The following is a 19860-nucleotide window of genomic DNA, read 5'->3' on the forward strand; positions in this document are numbered from 1 at the left end:
ATATCAATGGATCTTACTTCCGCCAACCTGCAGGCGCTGTTCCGTGCCTACAACACGGCCTTTCAGCGTGGCTTTGGCTCCTTGGGCACTGATGGCGCGCTCTTCGAGCAGTTCTGCACCACTGTGCCATCGACTACCGCTGTCGAGGTTTACCCCTTCCTGAAGAGCCTGCCGCGTCTGCGTGAATGGATCGGCGACCGCGTGGTGCATTGCCTGGAAGGTGGCGAGTTCAGCATCAAGAACCGCAAGTTCGAGCTGACCGAAGGCATCAGCCGCGATGCCATCGACGACGACACCTACGGCCTTTATGCCCCGGTGTTCCAGGAGTTCGGTCGCTCCAGCCGCGAGCACCCGAACGAGCTGGCCGTCGAGACGCTGATCAACAACCCGAAGTGCTACGACGGTGCCGCGCTGTTCGGTAACCATGTTGTGATCAACGACAAAGGCAAAGAAGTCCAGGTCAGCAACGACATGGGCGGTGCAGGTGCAGCCTGGTACGTCATGGATCTGACCCGTGTGATCAAGCCGGTGGTGTTCCAGAAGCGCCGCGACTATCACTTCCGTGCCCTGACCGACCTGAACAGTGACTCGGTTTTCAACACCGACAAGTTCAAGTTCGGCGTAGACGCCCGTGTCAGTGCCGGCCCTGGCCTGTGGCAACTGATCGTGCGCTCGAAGGAGCCGTTCAACGCCGAGACCTACGCCGCCGCGCGTGCCCGCCTGCAGGAGCTGAAAGGCGATCACGGCCGCCCGCTGGCACTGCGTCACAGCCACACCATGGTGCCGAACGGTCACGAAGGTGCGGCACTGCGCGTGCTTAACAACGCCCAGGCGGCGAATGGCGCGACCAACGAATGGGCCGGCACCTCGAAGCTGATCCTCAATCCCTGGCTGCCCAGCGCAGCCTGATAAGGATCAGCCATGGCCGCCTATCTCACTCTGGATGACCTGATCCGTCGCTTCGACCGAAACGAGATCCTGGATCTTGCCGAGGACAAGAGCGACGACACCGGGGAAACCATCGACCAGGTCAAGGTCGGCGACGCCATCCAGGACGCGACTGGCGAGATCGACAGCGCCCTGGCCGGCGGCGGGTATCGCCTGCCGCTGGCCAGTGTGCCGCCGATCCTGACGGCCTACGGCTGCGACATTGCCCGTTATCGGCTCTACGACAACCGCGCTACCGAACAGGTGACCAAGCGCTACGACGACGCGATCAAGGCCCTGCGCCTGATCGCAAGCGGTGTGGTGAAACTGGGCCTGCCGAAGGTAGACGACGACGTCACCAGTGCCGGCGACGTGATGATGGTGCCTGGGCGCCGGACGTTTCCGGGCGGGGTCTTCTGATGCTGGCCAAGGTTGAGGACGACATGATCGAGCGCTGCAAGTCCCTGCTCGGTCGACACGTCAAGAAAGTCGAGGATCTGCCCGCTGGCTGGGACGCCAACACACTCAAGGCGGCGCGCCGTGATGTGCCGGGTGTCTACGTTGCGTGGTCTGGTGGCGCCGCTGCTCCTGGTAGTCGTGCGGCGATCAACAGCCGCTATGCGGTGTATGTGGTCACGGGGCACGCCAGTGGTGAACGTGTGCGCCGCCGGGGCAACGGTCGTGAGATGGGGGCCTATGAAATCCTGGAGCGCATCGTTCCAGGACTTCACGGGATGACGATAGAGAAGATCGGCACGCTGCAGCTGGAGCGCGTTGACAACCTCTACTCAGACCAGGCCGACCGCGAAGGCGTGGTGATTTACGGCGCCGTTTTCGCACTCAACAAGATGCAGTTTCCAGCAGCGCTGGACGCCAGCGACCTGGCCGACTTCGCCACCTTCCATGCCAACCACCAGGTGCCGGATGGTCCTGACACCGAAACACACCAAACCCTGCCCACGGGCAGCGAGGTAACGCCATGACTATGCGAACCATCAAGCCGGCCGAGGGGCTGCTGGTGCGTCGTCCAGACAACGGCCGCCCACTGGCCGCCCAGGGCGAGCCCGTCGAGTGGTCGGCCTACTGGCAGCGCCGCTTCAACGACGGCGACGTACGCGCAGTGCCAAACACCGCGCAAGAACAACCGCAGGCCAATCAGCTCCCCGCTGAGGCAGGCAAGAAAGGGGGTGCCAAGTAATGGCTATCAGCTCCACGGTATTCAATGACATCCCGGCCGCGCTGCGTATTCCGGGCTGGTTTATCGAGTTCGACAACCGCCTGGCTGGCAATGCCGTGTTCCAGGGCAAGCTCCTGGTACTCGGTCAGATGCTGGAAAGCGGTACCGCCGAGCCCCTGGTGCCGGTGCGCGTCACCCGCGATGGCCAGGGCGATGAACTGTTTGGCCGCGGCTCGATGCTGGCCGAGCAGTTCCGCGCCATCAAGGGCGTCGACCTGTACACCGAGACCTGGGCGCTGCCGCTGCCTGATGCCAACCTGGCCCAGCCGGCCAAGGGTGCCATTGTGGTGACCGCAGGCCCGACCGAGACCCGCCCTCTGGCGCTGTACATCGCCGGCTACCGCGTCTGGTGCGAGATGGTTGCCGGCGCCTCGTTGGCCGTAACCGCCACGGCTATTGCCGACGCCATCAACGCCGATGACCGCTTGCCGGTCACGGCCAGTGTCGCAGTCGAAACCCCTGAGCGCGTCGATATCGAATGCCGCTGGGGCGGTGAAACCGGCAACAGCATTTCCCTGGCCGACTGCCTCAAGGGCGAGGAACGTACTGCAGGCCTCGCGCTGACGTACACCGCCCCGGCCGGGGGCGCGGTCAACCCGGATTTGATTCCGGCCATCGCCGCCATGGGCAGCGAATGGTGGAACTGGGTCTGCCTGCCGTACACCGACAGCGTCTCCCTGCAGGAGATCGAGGCCGAGCTGGCCAACCGTTACGGGCCGATGCGCCAGATCGGTAGCCGCGCCTTTGCGGCGTTCCGTGGCACCCACGGCGCAACTGCCGCCCTGGGCAATGCCCGCAACTCGCCGCACCTGTCGATCATGGGTATGGGGGCGTCCCCCAGCGCGCCGTGGGTCTGGGCCGCGACCAACGCCATTGTGGCCGCGAAATCCCTGGCCGTTGACCCGGCCCGCCCGCTGCAGCGCCTGCCGCTGCCGGGCCTGATCGGCCCGCGTGAGGATCAGCGCTGGGATGACGCCGAGCGCAACCTGCTGCTGTTCGACGGCATTGCGACCTACACCGTGGCCACCGACGGCACCGTGCAGATCGAGCGCCAGATCACCACCTACCAGCGCAATGCCGCCGGGGTGGCCGAGGACAGCTATCTCGACATCGAGACGCCCGAGACCCTGGAGCGCATCCGTTACGAGGTTCGCAGCACCTTCGCCATGAAGTACCCGCGCCACAAGCTGGCCGACGACGCCGACCGCCTGCTCTACGACCCGAGCCAGTTAGTCATGACGCCCAAGGTGTGCAAGGCCGAGTTGCTGAGCCTGTACCAGCAGACCTTCATGGGCGAGCGCGCCTGGGTGCGTGACTACGCCGGCTACAAGGAAAGCCTGCAGGTGAGCATCGACCCTGATGACCCGAGCCGCCTCAACGTCATCGACCAGCCCAAGCTGATCGGCCAATACCGCGTCCATGCCCAGCAGACGCAGTTCCGCCGCTAACCAGAGGAACCACACATGAGCGGAAAAGTAACCGGGGTCGCGACCATTCGTGTTGATGGTCGCGAGATGCCGACCGAACGCGGCGCGACCCTCAACCCTGGTGGGGTGAACCGTCCCAGCCGCATGGCCGGCAAGCGCGTGTTCTTCAACGAAGAGCCCGTGGCGCCGACCCTGCAGTGCACCGTGTTGCACACCGAGGAGATCGATCTGATCGACCTCAACACCATCACCAACGCCACCGTGCTGTTCGAGTGCGACAACGGCCAGGACTACATGCTGACCGGCGCATTCGTGACAGAGACCACTGAACTCAACTCGGCCGAAGGCCAGGTGCGCCTGAACATGGCCGCCCGCCGTTGCGAAAGGATTTAACCGATGACGACCGATTTGCTCGCGGATCTGGAACTGACCGAAGAAGAGCGCGCCCGCGTCCAGGACTTGGGCGACGCCCTGCAGATCACCCTGGCCGAGCCCTTCAGCTACAAGCACAGCAAGCTCGATGGCATGCGCGAGGTGACTGAGCTGCGCCTGGTCAAGAAGGTCAAGGGCAAGCACCTCAAGGCAATTGATCAGGCCGGCGGTGGCGAGATCGCCCAAGGCCTGGCCCTGGTCGCTGCGCTGTCCGGCATTCCGGCGCACGCGATGGACGAACTTGACCTGGTCGACATGGAGGTCGCGCTGACGGTGATCGAGCCTTTTTTGCCCAAGCGCCTGAGGACTGGGACGTCCTCGTCCGCGTAGTGGCAACAGCGTTTGGCGGCTTCAACCCGCTGGACCTGTTGGAGATGGACCTGGACGACCTGCGCTGGTGGTACGGCCAGGCGGAAAAGTTGGCAGAGGAAATGAAAGAGCATGGCGGGTGAACTCAGGACATCGGTGATCCTGGAGCTGGTCGACAAGATCACGGCTCCCACCCGCCGTATCACCCAGGCGCTTGCTGGCCTTTCCCGCCGTGGCGGTCTGGAAAACCTCAAGAATGCCGGCCGCCAGGCTTCCACCGCTCTGGGCGACACCATCAAGCGCGCCGCCGCCCTGGGCAAGGGGCTGGCCATCGTTGGCGGCGCTGCAGCAGCTGCAGGCTGGGCCGTCACCAGGATGGTCGGCGGCGTCGCAACACTGGGCAATGAGATCAAGATCGCCGCTGAGAGGCTGGGGGTAGGCGCCCGCTGGCTTCAGGAATGGCAGTATGCCGCCCACCAGTTCGGCGTAGGTAATGACGCCTTGATCGATGGCCTGAAGGAGCTGGGCCTACGCGCAGACGAGTTCGTCATGACCGGATCGGGCGGCGCGGCCGAGGCATTCGAGCGTTTGGGCATCACCGTCAAGGATCTGCGCGGTACCGCAGGCGAGACCGAGAAGCTGCTCGACCTGGTGCTGTCGCGCATGGGCAAGATTCAGAACGATGCAGCCAAGCAGCGGATCTTCGACGAGTTGTTCGGCGGCAGCGGCGGTGAACAGATGGTCGCGCTGCTGACCCAGTCCCGCGAAGAGCTGGACAAGCTGCGCCAGGCCGCCCGCGACAACGGCGCCATTCTCAGTGATGAGGACATCGAGCAGTCGCGCCTGTACGTGCGCCAGATGCACGAACTGACTAGCACCCTGGCCGGCCTCAAGAACACCATCCTGGGCAGCCTACTGCCTACCGTAAACCAATGGCTGGGCGGCATCAGCAAGCTGTCCAAGGCCAATCGGGAAATGGTTACTCAGCAGGTTCTGATGCGTCTGCGTCAGCTCTGGACGGGGCTGTCGGCCGTAGGAACGACCGTTACCTGGGTGGCGGATCTAGTCGGGGGGTTTGGCCCCTTGATCGCCATCGTCTCCACGCTGATCGCTGGCAAGTTTCTTCTTTCGTTGGTTGTATCAACTGTAGCCCTGGTCAAGCTTGGCTGGAGCTTCTCTCTTCTAGCTGTGAAGTTTCTCCCCGCTGTAATTGGCGCATTTAAAGCATTCTCTTTGGCACTGCTCACCACCCCGATTGGCTGGATCATCCTGGGCATTACTGCCCTGGCCGGTGCCGCGTACTTGATCTATCGCAACTGGGACGGTATCGCCGATTGGTTCAGCGGCATGTGGGACCGGGTCAAGGCCTTCTTTGACCGTGGCATCGGCGATATCGCCAAGGATCTGCTGGCTTTCAGCCCGGCGCGCCTGCTGATGAGTGCTGTCGACGCTGTATTCGAGCTGCTGGGCGCGCGCCCTTTGAGTGACCTGGGCCGCGAGTGGATCGGCGGCCTGGCCAACGGCATTGCCGAGCGCTTCGAGCAGCTCACCGGCTGGCTGCGGCAAAAGGTCGGCGCGTTGACCGGCTGGCTACCGGACTGGATGACAGGAGGCGGTCTCACACAGGGCTTTGCCGCTCCGGCCGGTGCGGCAGCTGCTGCGCCGAAACTTGGCCCACCAGCGTTCAGCAACCGCCCGACGCCCCTGGTTCATCAAGGGCGCGCTGACGTGGGCGGTGAATTGCGAATCAAGATCGACCAGGAAGGCCGCGCGCGGGTGGCGTCGATGAAAGCCAATGGTGGCCTGGATTACAGCGTGGAAAGCGGTTTGCTGGGGGTGGTGCAGTGAGCCTAGCTCTTGTCCTTACTAAACAAATCGCCGTCAGCGATTCGCTCGTCCGCCATCTGTTTGACGATGCCGCCGTAGAGCCCACCAGCAACCAAGCAGCCGAATACAACGGGAACCCACCAGACAGCATCAGGAAGAAGCCAGGCCAGGCCGAGCCCCGCGATAAGACCACCAATAGCGGCTCCAATAGAGGCTTTCTCAGTCGGTTTCATGTGTTGTCCTCCTATGACGTGAATGCCGGGAGCGTAGCACATGACCTGGCGTGATCGTATCGACCCGGAGCTGCGCGGCAGTTATCGAAGCGTCGAGTTCTTCGTCGAGCGGGCCGACACCACGGCCGGCCGGCGCTGGCTGGTGCATGAGTACCCGCGCCGCGACGTGCCGTACACCGAGGACATGGGCCGGCGCGCGAAGGAATATCGCCTGGCGTTCTTCGTTGCCGGCGACGACTACGACCTGCAGCGCGACAAGCTGATCGAGGCCCTGGACGCACCTGGTGCCGCCACCCTTGTTCACCCTTATATGGGCACGATGTCGGCGGTGGCCACCGACGTGCGTTTCAGCGAGACCACCCGCGAGGGCGGCGCCTGTACGTTCGAGGTCACCTTCACCGAGTCCGGCCTGCAGCTGGAGCCAGCCACCTCGGTGGATACCCAGCGCGAAGTTGGCCAGGCCGCTGATGCGGTCGAGAAAGAGGCTGAGAAAGACTTCCTGGAGCGCTGGAGCGTCGAGGGGCTGACGGGCTTCTCCCTGGATGCCATCGAGCGCGACCTGGCTGCGGTAGTCGACGGCCTCGATCAGTTCGTGGGCGATATCGCCGAGGAAATCACCAGTGTGATCCGCTTCCCGGTGAACATCGTTGGCCTGGTGCTGGGCGGTTATAACCGTATCCGCAACGCGGTCATGCGTCCGGTCAACGCCCTGGATCTGTACAGCGGCAATAGCGTGTTGTCCCTGGGCGGTTCCGGCCGACTGCGTACCACGGCCGGCACTCCGGCCAGGGCGGTGCGGATGCTGCGCGAAGCCGGCACGGCCGGCGACTCGGTCGCGGTACCACCTGCAGACACGCCCGAGAACACCCAGCGGGCCGGCAACGTCGTCGCTGCCAGCCAGCTCAACGGCCGCTTGGCCGCGACCACCGCCGCCCGCGTGGTGGCCGAGACCGACTGGCTGTCGCGCCAGGACGCCGAGCGAGCTGGCCAGGATGCCCTGGCCCTGATCGATCACGAGCTGCAGACGGCCGCGCCGATCAGCGATGACGTTTACAACGGCCTGGTGGCGTTGCGCGCCGCGCTGTCGACGGATCTGCGCACCCGCGCCCTGGCCATGCCCAGCCTGACCCAATACACGCCGCAGGCCACGCTGCCGGCCGTGGTGATCGCCCACCGCCTGTACGGCGACGCGACCCGCGCCGACGAGATCTGCGTGCGCAACAACGTCCGCCACCCCGGTGCACTGCGCGGCGGGATGGCTCTGGAGGTACTAAGTGAGTGATGAGCAAGTAATCCTGCAGATTGGCAGCGACCGGCATACCGGCTGGCAGGAGGTGAGCATTCGCCTGTCCCTGGAGCAGATCGCGGACGAGTTCCAGTTGACCCTGACCGAGCGCTGGAGCGAGTCCGGCCAGGTGCGCCCGGTGTCGCCTGACGAAGCCTGCACCCTGCACATCGGCGACGAGCTGGTGCTGACCGGCTTCCTGGACGAAGTACTGCCGGACTATGACGCGACCACGCACACCATCGTGGCCAACGGCCGCAGCAAGGCTGCTGACCTGGTCGACTGCAGCGGCAAAGAGCGACGTTTCGCCAACCGCACGTTGCAGCAAGTCGCGGCATCTTTGGCACAACCCTACGGCATCGAGGTCGTCGACACCGTTGGCGCGACCAAGCCCCTGCGGTCGTTCGTCCTGGAGGGCGGCCAGCCCATCGCCGAGGCCATCGAGCGCGCCGCGCAGATCCGGGGCGCGCGAGTAGTCAGTGACGCCCTGGGGCGCCTGCTGATTGTCCACGCCGTCCAGCGCGAGATTCGCACCGCCCTGGTACTGGGGCAGAACATCCGCCGCGCCTCGGGCGTCTTCAGCAACCGCGACCGCTTTAACCAGTACATCGTCGAGGGCCAGACCCCAGGTGATGACCAGTGGAACGGTTCCAACGCTTCTGGCCCGCGCGGTACCGCCACTGACCCGCGAGTGCGTCGGCCGCGCACCACTCTGGTGGTGTGCGACACCCCGGCCGATGGCAGCGACTGTTCCGCGCGGGCCGAGCTGGAGGCGCGCATGCGCTGGGCAAACGGCCGAGGCGTCACCTACACCGTCGGCGGCTGGAAGCATGAGCAAGGCGTCTGGCGACCGGGCGACCTGGTGCCGGTACGCGACGCATACCTGGGCCTGGACGAGCAGCTCCTGGTCAGCGCTGTGCAACTGATCGACGGGCTGGATGGACGCCGTGCCGAGCTGCGCATGGTGCCTCCTGCTGCCTTCGAGCCAGTCCCTATTGCCGAAGCGACAGACAGCTCAGGCAAGAAGACCGGCGACCTGGGGTGGGGCTGATGGATCGTCGCACGATGGGCCGCATGCTCAGCCCGATCTGGCGCCGCATGCGCCTGCTGGTCTCCCGTGGCGTGCTGCAGATGAGCAAGGACGCCACAGGCCTGCAGGAAGTCCAGGTAACGCTGCAGGGCGACGAGCCGGCCTGGGCCGAGCGCTTCCAGCAGTACGGCCACACATCGGTACCGCACAGCGGCGCCGAGGCCGTAGTGGCGTCCGTTGGCGGCGCCCGCGCGCACCTGGTCGCCCTGGTAGTCGATGACCGCCGCTATCGGATGGCGTCGCTCAAGGCCGGAGAGGTGGCCATCTATGACGACCTGGGCCAGTCCGTCCACCTGACCCGCGAGGGAATCGTGATCAAGGGCGCAGGCCTGCCGCTGGCCTTCGTCGATTGCCCGGTGGTGACCATGGACGGCGACCTTGAGGTCGCGGGCGACGTGCGTGACCACACCAGCACGATGCAGGCCATGCGTGACACCTACAACCCTCATACCCATGGCGGCCCAGGCCCAGACCGGAGCATGAGCTGATGGACGTAGCCCTGGTTTACGACGCCGACGCGAAAGCCTTCGACCTGGCCATCTTGGGCGGTGACCTGGTCACTGACTCGACCCTGCAAACCGCCGTGCTGCTGTCGCTCTACACCGACCGCCGTGCCCTGCCCGAGGACGTGCTGCCCGATGATGGCACCGACCGCCGTGGCTGGTGGTGCGATGCTTACTCGGATCGCCTGCAGGGCTCGCGCCTGTGGCTGTTGAGCCGCGAAAAGGATCTGGACTCGGTACTGCGCCGGGCCGAGGAGTACGCCAAGGAAGCGCTGACTTGGGTCATCGAGGACGGCATCGGCGATGCCGTCCAGGTCGAGGCCATCCACCTGCGCCGTGGCGTGCTGCAACTGATCGTTGGCATCGAGCGCCAGAGCACCAGCGTGCTGGCTGGCCGCTATGACTATGTATGGGGAATGACTGATGGCGTTTAACCGACCCTCGCTGCCTGAGCTGATCAAGCGGGTCGACACTGACCTGGTCTCTCGCCTGCCGGGCGCGCAGGCCGTCCTGGCCCAGCGCCTGACGCGCATACTCGCCACAGGCGAAGCCGGCGTGGCTCACGGGCTGTATGGCTACCTGCAGTGGCTAGAGCTGCAGATGTTTCCCGAGACCTGCGATGACGAGCTGCTGCACCTGCACAGTGTGGGCGTGCCACGTCGGCAGGCGGGCACCGCCACGGGGCCGCTGATCTTCACCGGCACCGCAGGCGCCGTGCTCGATGCCGGCACCCTCGCGCAGGTCGACGGGCTGGAGTACCGCACCACCCAGGATGCGACTCTGGTCGGGGGCACTGTCACGGTCGAGGTCGAAGCGCTGGCCGCTGGCAGTGCCGGCAGCCAGGCCGCTGGCGTGCAAATGACCTTGGTGGCGCCCGTGCTGGGCGTGAATGCCACGGCGACCGTTGGCACAGCCGGTATCACGGGCGGGGCCGACATCGAGACCTTCGACAGCTGGCGTGACCGCATCATGCGCCGCCGTGCGCGTATTCCCCGTGGTGGCGCCGAGGGCGACTGGGTCGAGTGGGCGCTGCAGGTGCCGGGCGTAACCCGCGCCTGGGAAGATCCGATGGGCATGGGGCCAGGCACCATCGTCATCCGCATCATGGCTGACGACGCGGCAGACGGTCCTATGCCGTCGCTGCAGCTCCTGCAGGAGGTGTTCGACTACATCGCTGCCCAGCGCAACGTAACCGCACATATATATGTACTGCCTCCTGTGCCAGCACCGTTCGTGCCGCGACTGCGGGTGTCGCCGGACAACAGCGGCACCCGGTCGGCCGTAGAGCAGGCGCTCCAGGATCTGATTCTGCGTGCCAGCAAGCCGGGCGGCACGCTGACCATTTCGTCGATTCGCACCGCAATTGGCACTGCTGCAGGCGTGAGCGACTACGAGCTGGAATGGCCGGCCGCCAGCGTAACCCACGCCTATGGGCACCTGCCGATATGGGGAGGTGCTGAGTGGCTGGCCTGACAGCGAACGACTACCGCCAGCAGCTATTCGCGCTGCTGCCGCCGGGCATCGTCTGGAACGCCGACCTGGACTCGACGCTGCAGCGCCTGCTGGCCGGCCAGGCCCTTGAGTTTGCCCGCATTGACGCGCGGGCCCAGGCGCTGCTGGCCGAGGCTGACCCGCGCCAGGCGCTGTACACCTTCGAGGAATGGGAGGCCAGTTACGGCCTGCCGTCAGCGTGCGCCCCGGCCGAGCAGTCCATGGCCGACCGGCGTGCGGCGCTGATCGGCCGCATCGTCGGCCGGGGCGGCATGACGATCCAGGACTACCTGGATTTGGCCGAGGGCTTCGGCTACGTCGGCGCCCAGGTGCTGGAGTTTCGCGAGGCCACCGTCGAGGTCGATACGCCGACAGGGCACGTCGGGGCCGTCATCGGCGACGACATGAACGATGCAGTCTGGGATCTGACCTGGCGCGTCCTGCTGCCCAATGGCGTGGTGCGAGAGTCCGTCATCGACGAGGCCGTGATCGGCGACCCGCTGCGTTCCTGGGGCGATGAACTCATTGAATGCTCGCTGCGGCATGCCGCGCCGAGTTGGCTAATCCTGCAAATCGGATATCTGGAGGGATAAATGGAAAAGGTAGGTGCTTTCACCGACCGGACTACCGAGGGGGGCGAATGGCGCTCCGGTAACCCGGCCTCGGGGCAACAGGCGACGCCGATGCTGGCGGCGTACTTCAACATGCTGCAGCGCGAGCTGGTTTCGGTGGTCGAGTCGGCCGGCATCGAGCTGGACAAGGACGATGACGGCCAACTGCTGCAGGCGATCCGCCGCCTGCGCGGTGGCGCGGCCACAAACTTCGGTCAATGGCTCTGGAGCAGCAGCACGGCCGGCAATCCTGGCACCGGGCGCATCGCTCTGAACAATGCCACGCCAGGCTCGGCCACCACATTGTTCATTGACGAGATCAGCGCCGAGGACGTCGACTTTGCCCAAAGCCTGGGTCTGCTGCGTGCGGGCGATACCATCACGCTCCAGGAACGCGATACGGCCGAGCTGTCGCACCGCCTGCGCGTAACCGGCCTGGCTGTTGATCATGGGACTTACCGCTCGATCCCGGTTGACTACGTCAGTGGCTCGGGCGGCCTGCCCGAGAATGACGCTATCGTCTCGGTGTTGCTGACTCAGGCCGGCGCCTCTGACGCCTCGATCCCGCTCTTTATGGCGCAATGGTGGCCGAACCGCGCCAGCATCCCGGCCGGCTATGCCCCGGCTGATGGGCAACTGCTCTCGCGCGCGACGTTCCCGGACGCCTGGGCCGGCATCGAGGCGGGCAACGTCCCGACCGTAGCGGACGGCACCTGGCTTAGCACCCCCGTCGAACGCGGTAAGTACACCGCTGGCGACGGGGCGACATCGTTCCGGCTGCCTGACTACAACGGTAAAGCTGCCGGTTCGCTGGGTGCCGTCTTCATGCGTGGTGATGGGGCGCTGTCTGCTGCGGTGGCTGGTGCGATTCAGTCAGATGCTTTCCAGGGTCACAAACATAAGTATGGCGGAATTTTATCGGCCGTAGGCTCAGGTGCTCAGGGGGTTATTAACTACAGCGCTGCGTCGGCTGGCGATGTTGGTGATGCAACTTCAGACGGTGTAAACGGTGCCCCTCGCACTGCTTCGGAAACTCGCCCGCTGAACGTGACCGGCTGCTGGATCGTCAAGATCTTCGGCAGTGTCACCAACCCTGGTAGTGCTGACGCGGCACAGCTAGCAACGGATATGGCAGCGCTGATCACGCGTGTGACAGCACTTGAGGCCAGGCCTTTCTCGGTTCAGTTCGTTAGCTCGTGGGCGCAGATGGTCAACAGCGGCCTACTGACGTTCACCCATGGGCTTGGTGTTGAGCCAACGAGCATTGAGCTGGTCGCCGAGTGCATAACCGCAGATGGTGGCTATGCAGTTGGTGACAGGGTCAGGCTCAGCCCTGGCGCTGGTGTCTCGTCGATCAACGGCATTCAGCCGACGGTCTACGCAAACGAAACAAATATCTTTGCCCAGTGCTCTGCCAACGGCTTCGCTTACCTTCCCAAGGGCGGCGGCTCTGGCGTGACTCTGGTGCATGCGCGTTGGCAACTGAGAGTGAGGGCTTGGGCATGACGGCTATGAAGTACTACGTCAGTAATGATGGCCGCTATCTTGGTGGCTGGGACGCTAACCCGCCACCTGGCGCAATCGAAGTACCCAGCGCGCCTGACGATGCTCGTCAACTTTGGCTGGGTGATAGTTGGGGAGAAGTACCAAGCGCTCCGGTCACCTCCCTTGATATCGACATCGAGCGAGATCGCCGTATCGATGCGGGCGTTGAGTTCCAGGGCTTGCTGTTCCAAAGCCGTGCGACCGACCGCGAGAACATCGCAGGCGCCGCCCAGCTGGGCTTTATGGCCGTCGTGGCCGGGGCAGAAGCAAACGACCTGCGCTGGTCAAACCCGGACCAGGACTTCGCCTGGATCGCCTCGGACAACAGCCTTGTGCCAATGGACGCGCAAACTGTGGTGGCCTTCGGCAAGACAGCGGCCGAGCGCAAGCAAGCGCTGATCTTCGCAGCGCGCCAGTTGAAGGACATGGAGCCAATCCCGGCCGACTACACCGACGACAAGTGGTGGCCATGATGGGGCGCTTTCCTCTTCCACTTAACGTGCAGCTCCTAAACGGCGGCGACCTGGCTCGCTTGCTTACCGAGTTCATGTACCACGACTCGGCCGGGCCAACTGTTCGCGTGCCGGCCGGCTTCGAGACGGACTTCGCCAGCGTGCGGCCGCTGCGCAATATCGCCGTAGGTCTGCTGGCCCTGAGCCTGGTGATTGGCTGGTTCCTGCCGATGCTGGGCGCGGCGGTCGGCACTGCCGGCTATGGCGCCCTGGCGCTGTATGCCAGTGTCGTCGGCTATGGCCACGCGGCGGCGACCATTCATGACCGCCTGTACGCCACCGGGGAGTTGAGCCGCTACTGGTCAGATCGGGTTTTCTACCACGCGCTGCGCTCCAGCGGCGTGGCCCGCTGGCGAGCCTGGCTCATGTATGCCGGCGTCCGCATCGGAGGGCACTGGCGCTACAACAAGCAGTAAAAAGAGGGCGACCCGTTTCGAGTGTTCCAGCACCCAAACGGGCCGCCGACCAGCAGAGCTAGCCTGCAAGCCAGCCAAGGCCCTCCTGCTCGCGCGAGCGCCGGGGAGCCTACCTGAAAGAAGGCAATTTTGCAGGATGTTTGACATACGTTGCGGCGGCTGTGGCCGCCTGCTGTGCCGCGTAAGCGGTAGCTACACCATTCAAATCAAGTGCCCGCGCTGCCGGACACTTAATCACCAGAAGGCCGAGAGCCTCCCTCAAGCGCCACTGAGCGCCGACCGAAAGGAGTCTCTATGTCCGCACAACCCATCATCCCCTGGCTCGGCGGCAAGCGTCGTCTAGCCGACCGGATCTTCCCGCTGTTCCCGCGCCACTCCTGCTACGTGGAGCCGTTTGCAGGTGGCGCGGCGCTTTTCTTCCTGCGCCCGGTACCGGCCGACGTCGAGGTGCTGAACGACGTCAACGGCGACCTGGTCAACCTGTATCGAGTCGTTCAGCATCACCTGGAAGAGTTCGTCAGGCAATTCAAGTGGGCTCTATCGTCGCGCCAGGTCTTCAAGTGGCTGCAGGAGACCCGGCCGGAGACGCTGACCGACATCCAGCGGGCCGCCCGGTTCTACTACTTGCAGCAGAGCGCCTTTGGTGCCCGCGTGGAGGGGCAGACCTATGGCACTGCGACCACTACGCCACCCGGTCTGAACCTGCTGCGCCTGGAGGAGAGCCTGTCGGCTGCCCATCTGCGGTTGAGCAGTACCTACATCGAGCACCTGCGCTGGCAGGACTGCCTGGCGAAGTACGACCGAGAACACACCCTCTTCTATATGGACCCACCTTACTGGCAGACAGAAGGCTACGGCGTGCCGTTCGGCTTCGAGCAGTACGAGGAGATGGCCAGGTTGCTTCGCCAGCTCAAGGGCAAGGCCATCATCAGCCTCAACGACCATCCAGACATTCGCAAATGCTTCGCTGGGTTCCACATCGAGGCGACCGACATCAAGTACACGGTGGGCGGCGGCAAAGGAAGTGAAGCGAGAGAGGTGCTGATATTCAGCTGGGATATCCAGGCTGAGCCGGCTGGGCTGTTCTGACGCTTAGTCGTGATGGGATGCTTGGCTGGCCTTCCCCCAAACATAGAGGTGCCTTATGGCTCAGCAACAGCACATTACGTTTCAAGGCTATCTGATCGTCTCCGAACACACCTATCAAAGCGACATAGGGAAGTGGTCTGTGCAGTGTTCCATCACCTCGTCGCAGGGAGAGGTTCTTGGCGTCCGGGCATGTCCCGAGCCCATGTATGCAGCAAGTGAGGAGGAGGCAATTCGCGCGGGGCTGGTCTACGGGCAGTGGTTGGTTAAGACCGGTCGGCCGTAGCATGGGTGCTGTGCCATATCAGCCGCAAAATTTCGCGGCTGATAGACGGTTGCGCTATGCCAAAAGCCTCGCGAGGCAGTGCCAAAAGCACCGCTCGCTTACACACAACAAAGCCCCTGGCGCGAGCAAGCGCCGCGTGAGCCGAATCTGGTAGAGCGTGGTATCGCCGCCGGCAAGGCCTGGCTGTTCGGCGGCAACACCGTGCTGCGAGTCGGCGTGGTACTGCTTTTTCTCGGCCTGGCCTTCCTCCTTCGTTATGCCACCGAAGGTGTCGAGGTACCGGTAGAGTTGCGTTACATGGGCGTCGCCGCCAGCGCCCTGGCCTTGCTTGGCCTGGGCTGGTGGTTGCGCCGACGCAATCGCAACTACGCCCTGGTGCTGCAGGGCACCGGCATCGCCGTGCTGTACCTGACGGTGTTCGCCGCCATGCGCCTGCATCCGCTGCTCGATCCGGGCCTGGCACTCGGCCTTCTGGTGGCGGTGACACTGTTCTCGGCCATCCTCGCCGTGCAGCAGAACGCCCTGGGCCTGGCCGCCGCGGCAGCTCTGGGCGGTTTCGCCGCACCGATCCTGACCTCCACCGGCAGCGGCAACCATGTCGCGCTGTTCTCCTATTTCGCCCTGCTCAATGCCGGCATCTTCGCCATCGCCTGGTTCAAGGCCTGGCGCCTGCTCAACCTGATCGGCTTCGTCGGCACCTTCGGCATCGGTTTCGCCTGGGGGCTGCGCTCCTACACGCCGGAGCTACTGGCCAGCACCCAGCCATTCCTGATCCTGTTCTTTTTGATGTATGTGGCCATCGGCCTGCTGTTCGCCCGCCGCACTCTGCGTGATGCGGCGGATGCGCCCGAGGCGCGGGACGAGCTGTTGCGCTGGTCGCTGCGCCGGGGCGATTACGTCGATGCCACCACGTTGTTCGGCCCGCCGTTGATCGGCTTCGGTCTGCAAGTCGCATTGGTTCGACATATCGAGTTTGCTGCGGCGTTCAGCGCCCTCGGCCTCGGGCTGTTCTATCTGCTGCTGGCGCGGGTACTCAAGGCGCGCGCCGGCGAGCGGGCGCGGCTGTTGGTGGAAATCTGCCTGGCCCTTGGTGTGGTATTCGCCAGCCTGGCCATTCCGCTGGGGCTGGATGCGCGCTGGACGGCGGCGGCCTGGGCGGTGGAAGGCGCTGGTATCTACTGGCTCGGCCTGCGCCAGGGCCGGCCGCTGGCGCGCGCCTTCGCTCTGTTGCTGCAGGTGGGCGCGGCGCTGGCCTTCCTCAGTGGCCTGGATCTTGGCTACGCCAGCCTGCTGGACGGTTCGCCGCTGGGCGCACTGATGCTCGGTGTGGCGCTGCTGTTCAGCTACTGGCAACTGCGCCGCGAACCTGAGGCGGGCAGCGCCTGGGAGAGGCGCCTGCTGCCCTGGCTCGGCATTGCCGGCCTGGCGTTTCTCTATCTGATCGCACCGCTGCTGTTCGAGGCCCCCGGCACGGCCATCGCCTGGGCGCTGGTGGGGTTGGCGACCCTGTTGGTCGGGCTGCGCATCGCGGCGCCGAGCTTCGTCTACAGCGCCTTTGCCATCCAGTTGCTAGGCGGTTTGCTGTTCCTCGGTCAGATGGCGCTGGATTCGCTGTTCGGTCGCGGTGGTTTCAGCGCCGGCTGGTTTGGCTTGCTGGCGGCGTCGATGGTTGGCTTGGGGCTGATCGCCGGCATGCTGCTGGCCGCGCGTGATCCGCAGATTCGCGAGAATCGCCGGCTGCTCGGCGCCTTGTCGATGGTGATGCTGGTGGGCCTGATGTTCATCAACCTGGCCGTGCTGTTCGTCCTGCCCTGGGTCGCAGCCGCGGCGGTGTGGGGTGGTACGGGGCTGCTGATTCTCTGGCTGGCGCTGTATCTGCAGCAGCGCGCCGCCTTCCTGTTCAGCCTGGCGCTGCAAGTGTTTGCAGGCCTGGCCTTCCTCGCGGCCGGGCCGTTGCTGCTGTCGGGCATCAGTGGCGAGGGCCTGTCGCCGCTGGCGCACACCGGCTTCTGGACCCCCGCTGTGCTCGGCCTGGCTGCGCAGATCGGCGCCTGGCGCCTGCAGGGGCTGGCGCGTAGCGGCCGTGATACGGGCATCGATGGCGTCAGTCTGCAGCGCCTGGGCCAGCTACTGTTGGCCTGGGGCGCGGGCTGGTGGGCCTTGGCTTTGGCCAGTGAGGTGCTGCGCTTCGTGAGCGATAACATGCAGGCCAGCGTGTTGCTGATACTGGCTGCGCTGTCGGCGCTGATCTGGATGCTGCTGGCGCTACGCACCCGCTGGCGCGAGTTGGCGCTGCTGTGCAGCCTGCTGGCACCGGTGGCGGGCTTGATCCTGATTCACGCCTGGCATCCCTTCTATCACCCGGCGGCGAACTTCGGCTGGTTGGGCTGGGTGGTGGTGATAGCGGCGCATCTGCTTGTCCTGCGCCGTCTGCATGAGCTACTACCGTCCATGGCAGCCAGCGTCGCCCATGTGCTCGGCTGCTGGTTGCTGATCGGCGTGCTGGCGCTGGAGCTGCGCTACCTGATGCTGAGCCTGGCCGATCACTACAATGCCTGGCGCTGGCTGGGCTGGGCATTGCTGCCGACCGCTTACCTGTGGGTAATGGCGCAGGCACGTCGCCTACCCTGGCCGGTGGCTGGGTTCGAGCGTGAATACAGGCTGTGGGCAGCGGCACCGCTGGCCGCGCTGATGCTCGCCTGGTTCTGGCTGGCCAATGCCAGTAGCGCCGGCGACAGCGATCCGCTGCCTTATCTGCCGCTGTTCAATCCACTGGAGCTGGGTTTGCTGCTGTGTCTGGGCGCGCTGTTCGTTTGGGCGCGTAATGCGTTGCCGCGCTTCGGCCTGGCACCGGTACGGGTGCTGCCGGTGGTGCAGGCCGTCGCAGGGCTGTCGCTGTTCGCCCTGCTGACCGTGATGGTGATGCGCACCGCGCACCACTGGGGCGGCGTGCTCTGGCAGAGCGCGGCACTGTTCGACTCGATGCTGGTGCAGGCCGGGCTGTCCATCGTCTGGACCCTGATCGCCCTGGCGCTGATGCTCTTCGGCCATTTGCGCATACGCCGCGAGCTGTGGCTGGTAGGCGCTGCGCTGATCGCCCTGGTGGTGGCCAAGCTGTTCTTCGTCGAACTGGGCAACCGCGGCGGCCTGGAGCGCATCGTCTCGTTCATCGGCGTCGGGGTGCTGTTGCTGGTGGTGGGCTATTTCGCCCCGCTGCCGCCGCGCAAGGCCGAAAAGTCAGCTGCTGCTGACGAACAGGAGTCTGCCGTATGAAACTCATCCGTTGGGGCCTGCTCCTGGGGTTATCGTTGAGTGCGCTCAGCCAGGCCAGTGAGACACCTCAGGACTATCGGCACAACGCTGCCCTGCAACTCGCTGGTGAGGGCCCCTGGTATCGCCTGGAGCTGCCCTTCGCTGCTCACCTCGCCGCCGGACATGGTGATTTGCGTGATCTGCGAGTATTCGACAGCAATGGTCAGATGCAGGCCTATGCGTTGATTCCGGGGCGTAGCGAGACCGTGCAACAGGAACAGGAGCATGGCGTGCGCTGGTTTCCGTTGCGGGGCCGCGCTGATGCCCAGGAAGTACCCGCGCTACGCGTCGAGCGCAGCACCACTGGCACGCTGATCGAACTGCGCGGCGGTGCACCGGCCGCAAGCGAGCAGCAACTGCGCGGCTGGTTGCTCGATGCCAGCGCCATCGATGCGTCGCTGGTGCGTCTGAATCTGGACTGGAGTGGGGCAGAGGAAGGATTTCAGCGCTTCAGCATCGAGGCCAGTGACGACCTGCAGCACTGGCGCAGTTGGGGAGAAGGGCAGGTGGCACGTCTGAGCTTCGCCGATGAGCGTATCGACCAGCGTCAGGTCGAACTGCCTGGGCAGCGTGCCCGTTATCTGCGTCTGCTGTGGAGCAACCCAGCCCGGGCCCCGCAACTGCAGGCCGTTACCCTGCGCAGTCAGCGGCAGGCTCATCAGGCTGCGCCGCTGGTGTGGTCCGAGTCCATGCCGGCGCAGACCAACGCTGAGGGGCAGTACCAGTGGCAGTTGCCCTTGTCGTTGCCTCTGGAGCGACTGCGGGTCGAATTGGAACAGAGCAACACACTGGCGCCACTGCGCTTCGAGGCGCGCAGCAGCGACCAGGACGCCTGGCGTCAGCTGACAAGCGGGGTGCTTTATCGTCTGCCTGAGGCTGGGCGTGAAGTGGTGAACGATGAGTTGGCCCTTCCCGGTTGGCCGGTGCGCCAGCTGCGCGTGCAGGTGGATGCGCGAGGGGGCGGCTTGGGTGCGGATACGCCTCGCCTGCAGGTAGCGCTACGTGCCACGCAACTGGTGTTTCTCGCCCGTGGCGAGCCGCCTTATCGGCTGGCGCTGGGTAGCCCGAGTGCGCAGTCGGCAGCATTGCCGCTGCACACCCTGATCCCCGGTTATCAGCCTGAACGACTTGTCAGCCTTGGTCGTGCCGAGTTGGTCGAGCCGCTTGCCGCTGTGGTCGAATCACAAGCCGGCGCCGGTCAGGACTGGCAGCGTTGGGGACTCTGGGCTGTACTGCTGGTGGGCGTTGGGTTGCTGGCCGCGATGGCCGCCAGTGTGCTGCGTCGCCCACCAGACGCCTGAGAGGCATGGACCAATAAAGCCCAGCTGCGG

The 19860-nt window shown here is 64.9% G+C and carries 23 protein-coding genes; 22 read left to right on the forward strand and 1 reads right to left on the reverse strand.

Annotated features, from left to right (window positions below; all coding sequences use genetic code 11):
• Positions 1–6: 6 nt before the first annotated feature.
• Genes BM186_RS04510 through BM186_RS04545 form a run of 9 tightly spaced genes read left to right on the forward strand, consistent with a single transcriptional unit; the run spans position 7 to position 6180 of the window.
• Positions 7–909 (forward strand): Mu-like prophage major head subunit gpT family protein, encoded by a 903-nt coding sequence (locus BM186_RS04510; RefSeq protein WP_074913681.1) that lies wholly within the window; start codon positions 7–9, stop codon positions 907–909.
• A gap of 12 nt (positions 910–921) precedes the next feature.
• The gene (locus tag BM186_RS04515; RefSeq protein WP_074913682.1) at positions 922–1347 is read left to right on the forward strand and encodes a gp436 family protein; all 426 of its coding nucleotides are present in this window, start codon (positions 922–924) and stop codon (positions 1345–1347) included.
• The gene (locus BM186_RS04520; RefSeq protein WP_074913683.1) at positions 1347–1910 is read left to right on the forward strand and encodes a phage protein Gp37; all 564 of its coding nucleotides are present in this window, start codon (positions 1347–1349) and stop codon (positions 1908–1910) included. The genes BM186_RS04515 and BM186_RS04520 overlap by 1 nt, the downstream gene beginning before the upstream one ends.
• Positions 1907–2125 carry a DUF2635 domain-containing protein gene (locus BM186_RS04525; protein ID WP_074913684.1) on the forward strand — a complete coding sequence of 73 codons (219 nt, stop codon included), beginning with the start codon at positions 1907–1909 and terminating at the stop codon, positions 2123–2125. The genes BM186_RS04520 and BM186_RS04525 overlap by 4 nt, the downstream gene beginning before the upstream one ends.
• Complete coding sequence (locus BM186_RS04530; protein WP_074913685.1) at positions 2125–3612, forward strand: phage tail sheath subtilisin-like domain-containing protein; 1488 nt, start codon at positions 2125–2127, stop codon at positions 3610–3612. Before BM186_RS04525 ends, BM186_RS04530 begins: the two co-directional genes overlap by 1 nt.
• Before the next feature lie 15 nt (positions 3613–3627).
• Positions 3628–3984 (forward strand): phage tail tube protein, encoded by a 357-nt coding sequence (locus BM186_RS04535; RefSeq protein WP_074913686.1) that lies wholly within the window; start codon positions 3628–3630, stop codon positions 3982–3984.
• A 3-nt stretch (positions 3985–3987) separates the two neighbouring features.
• Positions 3988–4353: a phage tail assembly protein gene (locus BM186_RS04540; RefSeq protein ID WP_074913687.1), complete on the forward strand. Its 366-nt coding sequence runs from the start codon at positions 3988–3990 to the stop codon at positions 4351–4353.
• Positions 4353–4475: a hypothetical protein gene (locus tag BM186_RS26955; RefSeq protein WP_277622099.1), complete on the forward strand. Its 123-nt coding sequence runs from the start codon at positions 4353–4355 to the stop codon at positions 4473–4475. Before BM186_RS04540 ends, BM186_RS26955 begins: the two co-directional genes overlap by 1 nt.
• Positions 4465–6180 (forward strand): phage tail tape measure protein, encoded by a 1716-nt coding sequence (locus BM186_RS04545; RefSeq protein ID WP_074913688.1) that lies wholly within the window; start codon positions 4465–4467, stop codon positions 6178–6180. The genes BM186_RS26955 and BM186_RS04545 overlap by 11 nt, the downstream gene beginning before the upstream one ends.
• A gap of 2 nt (positions 6181–6182) precedes the next feature.
• On the opposite strand, the gene BM186_RS04550 is transcribed toward BM186_RS04545, so the two are convergent.
• On the reverse strand, positions 6183–6392 hold the full coding sequence (locus BM186_RS04550; RefSeq protein ID WP_074913689.1) for a hypothetical protein: 210 nt from the start codon (positions 6390–6392) through the stop codon (positions 6183–6185).
• A 40-nt stretch (positions 6393–6432) separates the two neighbouring features.
• Between BM186_RS04550 and BM186_RS04555 the strand changes: the two genes are divergently transcribed.
• From BM186_RS04555 to BM186_RS04620, 13 genes are all read left to right on the forward strand, one after another.
• Entirely contained in the window at positions 6433–7674 is a 1242-nt protein-coding gene (locus BM186_RS04555; RefSeq protein WP_074913690.1) for a DNA circularization protein, read from the forward strand.
• Positions 7667–8728: a phage baseplate assembly protein gene (locus BM186_RS04560; RefSeq protein WP_074913691.1), complete on the forward strand. Its 1062-nt coding sequence runs from the start codon at positions 7667–7669 to the stop codon at positions 8726–8728. Before BM186_RS04555 ends, BM186_RS04560 begins: the two co-directional genes overlap by 8 nt.
• Entirely contained in the window at positions 8728–9255 is a 528-nt protein-coding gene (locus BM186_RS04565) for a phage baseplate assembly protein V (protein ID WP_206602767.1), read from the forward strand. The genes BM186_RS04560 and BM186_RS04565 overlap by 1 nt, the downstream gene beginning before the upstream one ends.
• Positions 9255–9704, forward strand: a complete 450-nt coding sequence (locus BM186_RS04570; RefSeq protein WP_074913693.1) for a phage GP46 family protein — start codon at positions 9255–9257, stop codon at positions 9702–9704. The genes BM186_RS04565 and BM186_RS04570 overlap by 1 nt, the downstream gene beginning before the upstream one ends.
• Positions 9694–10743, forward strand: a complete 1050-nt coding sequence (locus BM186_RS04575; RefSeq protein WP_074913694.1) for a baseplate J/gp47 family protein — start codon at positions 9694–9696, stop codon at positions 10741–10743. Before BM186_RS04570 ends, BM186_RS04575 begins: the two co-directional genes overlap by 11 nt.
• On the forward strand, positions 10731–11354 hold the full coding sequence (locus BM186_RS04580; RefSeq protein WP_074913695.1) for a YmfQ family protein: 624 nt from the start codon (positions 10731–10733) through the stop codon (positions 11352–11354). Before BM186_RS04575 ends, BM186_RS04580 begins: the two co-directional genes overlap by 13 nt.
• Positions 11355–12878 carry a phage tail protein gene (locus BM186_RS26745; RefSeq protein ID WP_074913696.1) on the forward strand — a complete coding sequence of 508 codons (1524 nt, stop codon included), beginning with the start codon at positions 11355–11357 and terminating at the stop codon, positions 12876–12878.
• 5 nt (positions 12879–12883) lie between these two features.
• Complete coding sequence (locus tag BM186_RS04590; RefSeq protein ID WP_074913697.1) at positions 12884–13390, forward strand: DUF4376 domain-containing protein; 507 nt, start codon at positions 12884–12886, stop codon at positions 13388–13390.
• A complete protein-coding gene (locus tag BM186_RS26225; protein WP_241519859.1) occupies positions 13387–13845 on the forward strand; it encodes a DUF1353 domain-containing protein in 459 nt (152 codons plus the stop codon). Before BM186_RS04590 ends, BM186_RS26225 begins: the two co-directional genes overlap by 4 nt.
• A gap of 136 nt (positions 13846–13981) precedes the next feature.
• A complete protein-coding gene (locus BM186_RS04600; RefSeq protein WP_074913699.1) occupies positions 13982–14188 on the forward strand; it encodes a Com family DNA-binding transcriptional regulator in 207 nt (68 codons plus the stop codon).
• Positions 14140–14934: a DNA adenine methylase gene (locus tag BM186_RS04605; protein WP_074913700.1), complete on the forward strand. Its 795-nt coding sequence runs from the start codon at positions 14140–14142 to the stop codon at positions 14932–14934. The genes BM186_RS04600 and BM186_RS04605 overlap by 49 nt, the downstream gene beginning before the upstream one ends.
• Before the next feature lie 361 nt (positions 14935–15295).
• On the forward strand, positions 15296–18490 hold the full coding sequence (locus BM186_RS04615) for a DUF2339 domain-containing protein (protein WP_241519858.1): 3195 nt from the start codon (positions 15296–15298) through the stop codon (positions 18488–18490).
• The gene (locus BM186_RS04620) at positions 18487–19830 is read left to right on the forward strand and encodes a DUF3999 domain-containing protein (protein WP_074913702.1); all 1344 of its coding nucleotides are present in this window, start codon (positions 18487–18489) and stop codon (positions 19828–19830) included. The genes BM186_RS04615 and BM186_RS04620 overlap by 4 nt, the downstream gene beginning before the upstream one ends.
• Positions 19831–19860 lie beyond the last annotated feature (30 nt).

It is taken from the genome of Ectopseudomonas toyotomiensis, from assembly GCF_900115695.1.
Lineage (GTDB): Bacteria > Pseudomonadota > Gammaproteobacteria > Pseudomonadales > Pseudomonadaceae > Aquipseudomonas > Aquipseudomonas toyotomiensis.

Coding starts and splice junctions, on each gene's coding strand:
- BM186_RS04540 (WP_074913687.1), top strand. CDS start 3,988: ATGACGACCGATTTGCTCGCGGATCTGGAACTGACCGAAGAAGAGCGC.
- BM186_RS04545 (WP_074913688.1), top strand. CDS start 4,465: ATGGCGGGTGAACTCAGGACATCGGTGATCCTGGAGCTGGTCGACAAG.
- BM186_RS04525 (WP_074913684.1), top strand. CDS start 1,907: ATGACTATGCGAACCATCAAGCCGGCCGAGGGGCTGCTGGTGCGTCGT.
- BM186_RS04605 (WP_074913700.1), top strand. CDS start 14,140: ATGTCCGCACAACCCATCATCCCCTGGCTCGGCGGCAAGCGTCGTCTA.
- BM186_RS04590 (WP_074913697.1), top strand. CDS start 12,884: ATGAAGTACTACGTCAGTAATGATGGCCGCTATCTTGGTGGCTGGGAC.
- BM186_RS04565 (WP_206602767.1), top strand. CDS start 8,728: ATGGATCGTCGCACGATGGGCCGCATGCTCAGCCCGATCTGGCGCCGC.
- BM186_RS04600 (WP_074913699.1), top strand. CDS start 13,982: ATGTTTGACATACGTTGCGGCGGCTGTGGCCGCCTGCTGTGCCGCGTA.
- BM186_RS04510 (WP_074913681.1), top strand. CDS start 7: ATGGATCTTACTTCCGCCAACCTGCAGGCGCTGTTCCGTGCCTACAAC.
- BM186_RS04550 (WP_074913689.1), bottom strand. CDS start 6,392: ATGAAACCGACTGAGAAAGCCTCTATTGGAGCCGCTATTGGTGGTCTT.
- BM186_RS04620 (WP_074913702.1), top strand. CDS start 18,487: ATGAAACTCATCCGTTGGGGCCTGCTCCTGGGGTTATCGTTGAGTGCG.
- BM186_RS04535 (WP_074913686.1), top strand. CDS start 3,628: ATGAGCGGAAAAGTAACCGGGGTCGCGACCATTCGTGTTGATGGTCGC.
- BM186_RS26225 (WP_241519859.1), top strand. CDS start 13,387: ATGATGGGGCGCTTTCCTCTTCCACTTAACGTGCAGCTCCTAAACGGC.
- BM186_RS04515 (WP_074913682.1), top strand. CDS start 922: ATGGCCGCCTATCTCACTCTGGATGACCTGATCCGTCGCTTCGACCGA.
- BM186_RS04555 (WP_074913690.1), top strand. CDS start 6,433: ATGACCTGGCGTGATCGTATCGACCCGGAGCTGCGCGGCAGTTATCGA.
- BM186_RS26745 (WP_074913696.1), top strand. CDS start 11,355: ATGGAAAAGGTAGGTGCTTTCACCGACCGGACTACCGAGGGGGGCGAA.
- BM186_RS04570 (WP_074913693.1), top strand. CDS start 9,255: ATGGACGTAGCCCTGGTTTACGACGCCGACGCGAAAGCCTTCGACCTG.
- BM186_RS04530 (WP_074913685.1), top strand. CDS start 2,125: ATGGCTATCAGCTCCACGGTATTCAATGACATCCCGGCCGCGCTGCGT.
- BM186_RS04520 (WP_074913683.1), top strand. CDS start 1,347: ATGCTGGCCAAGGTTGAGGACGACATGATCGAGCGCTGCAAGTCCCTG.
- BM186_RS04575 (WP_074913694.1), top strand. CDS start 9,694: ATGGCGTTTAACCGACCCTCGCTGCCTGAGCTGATCAAGCGGGTCGAC.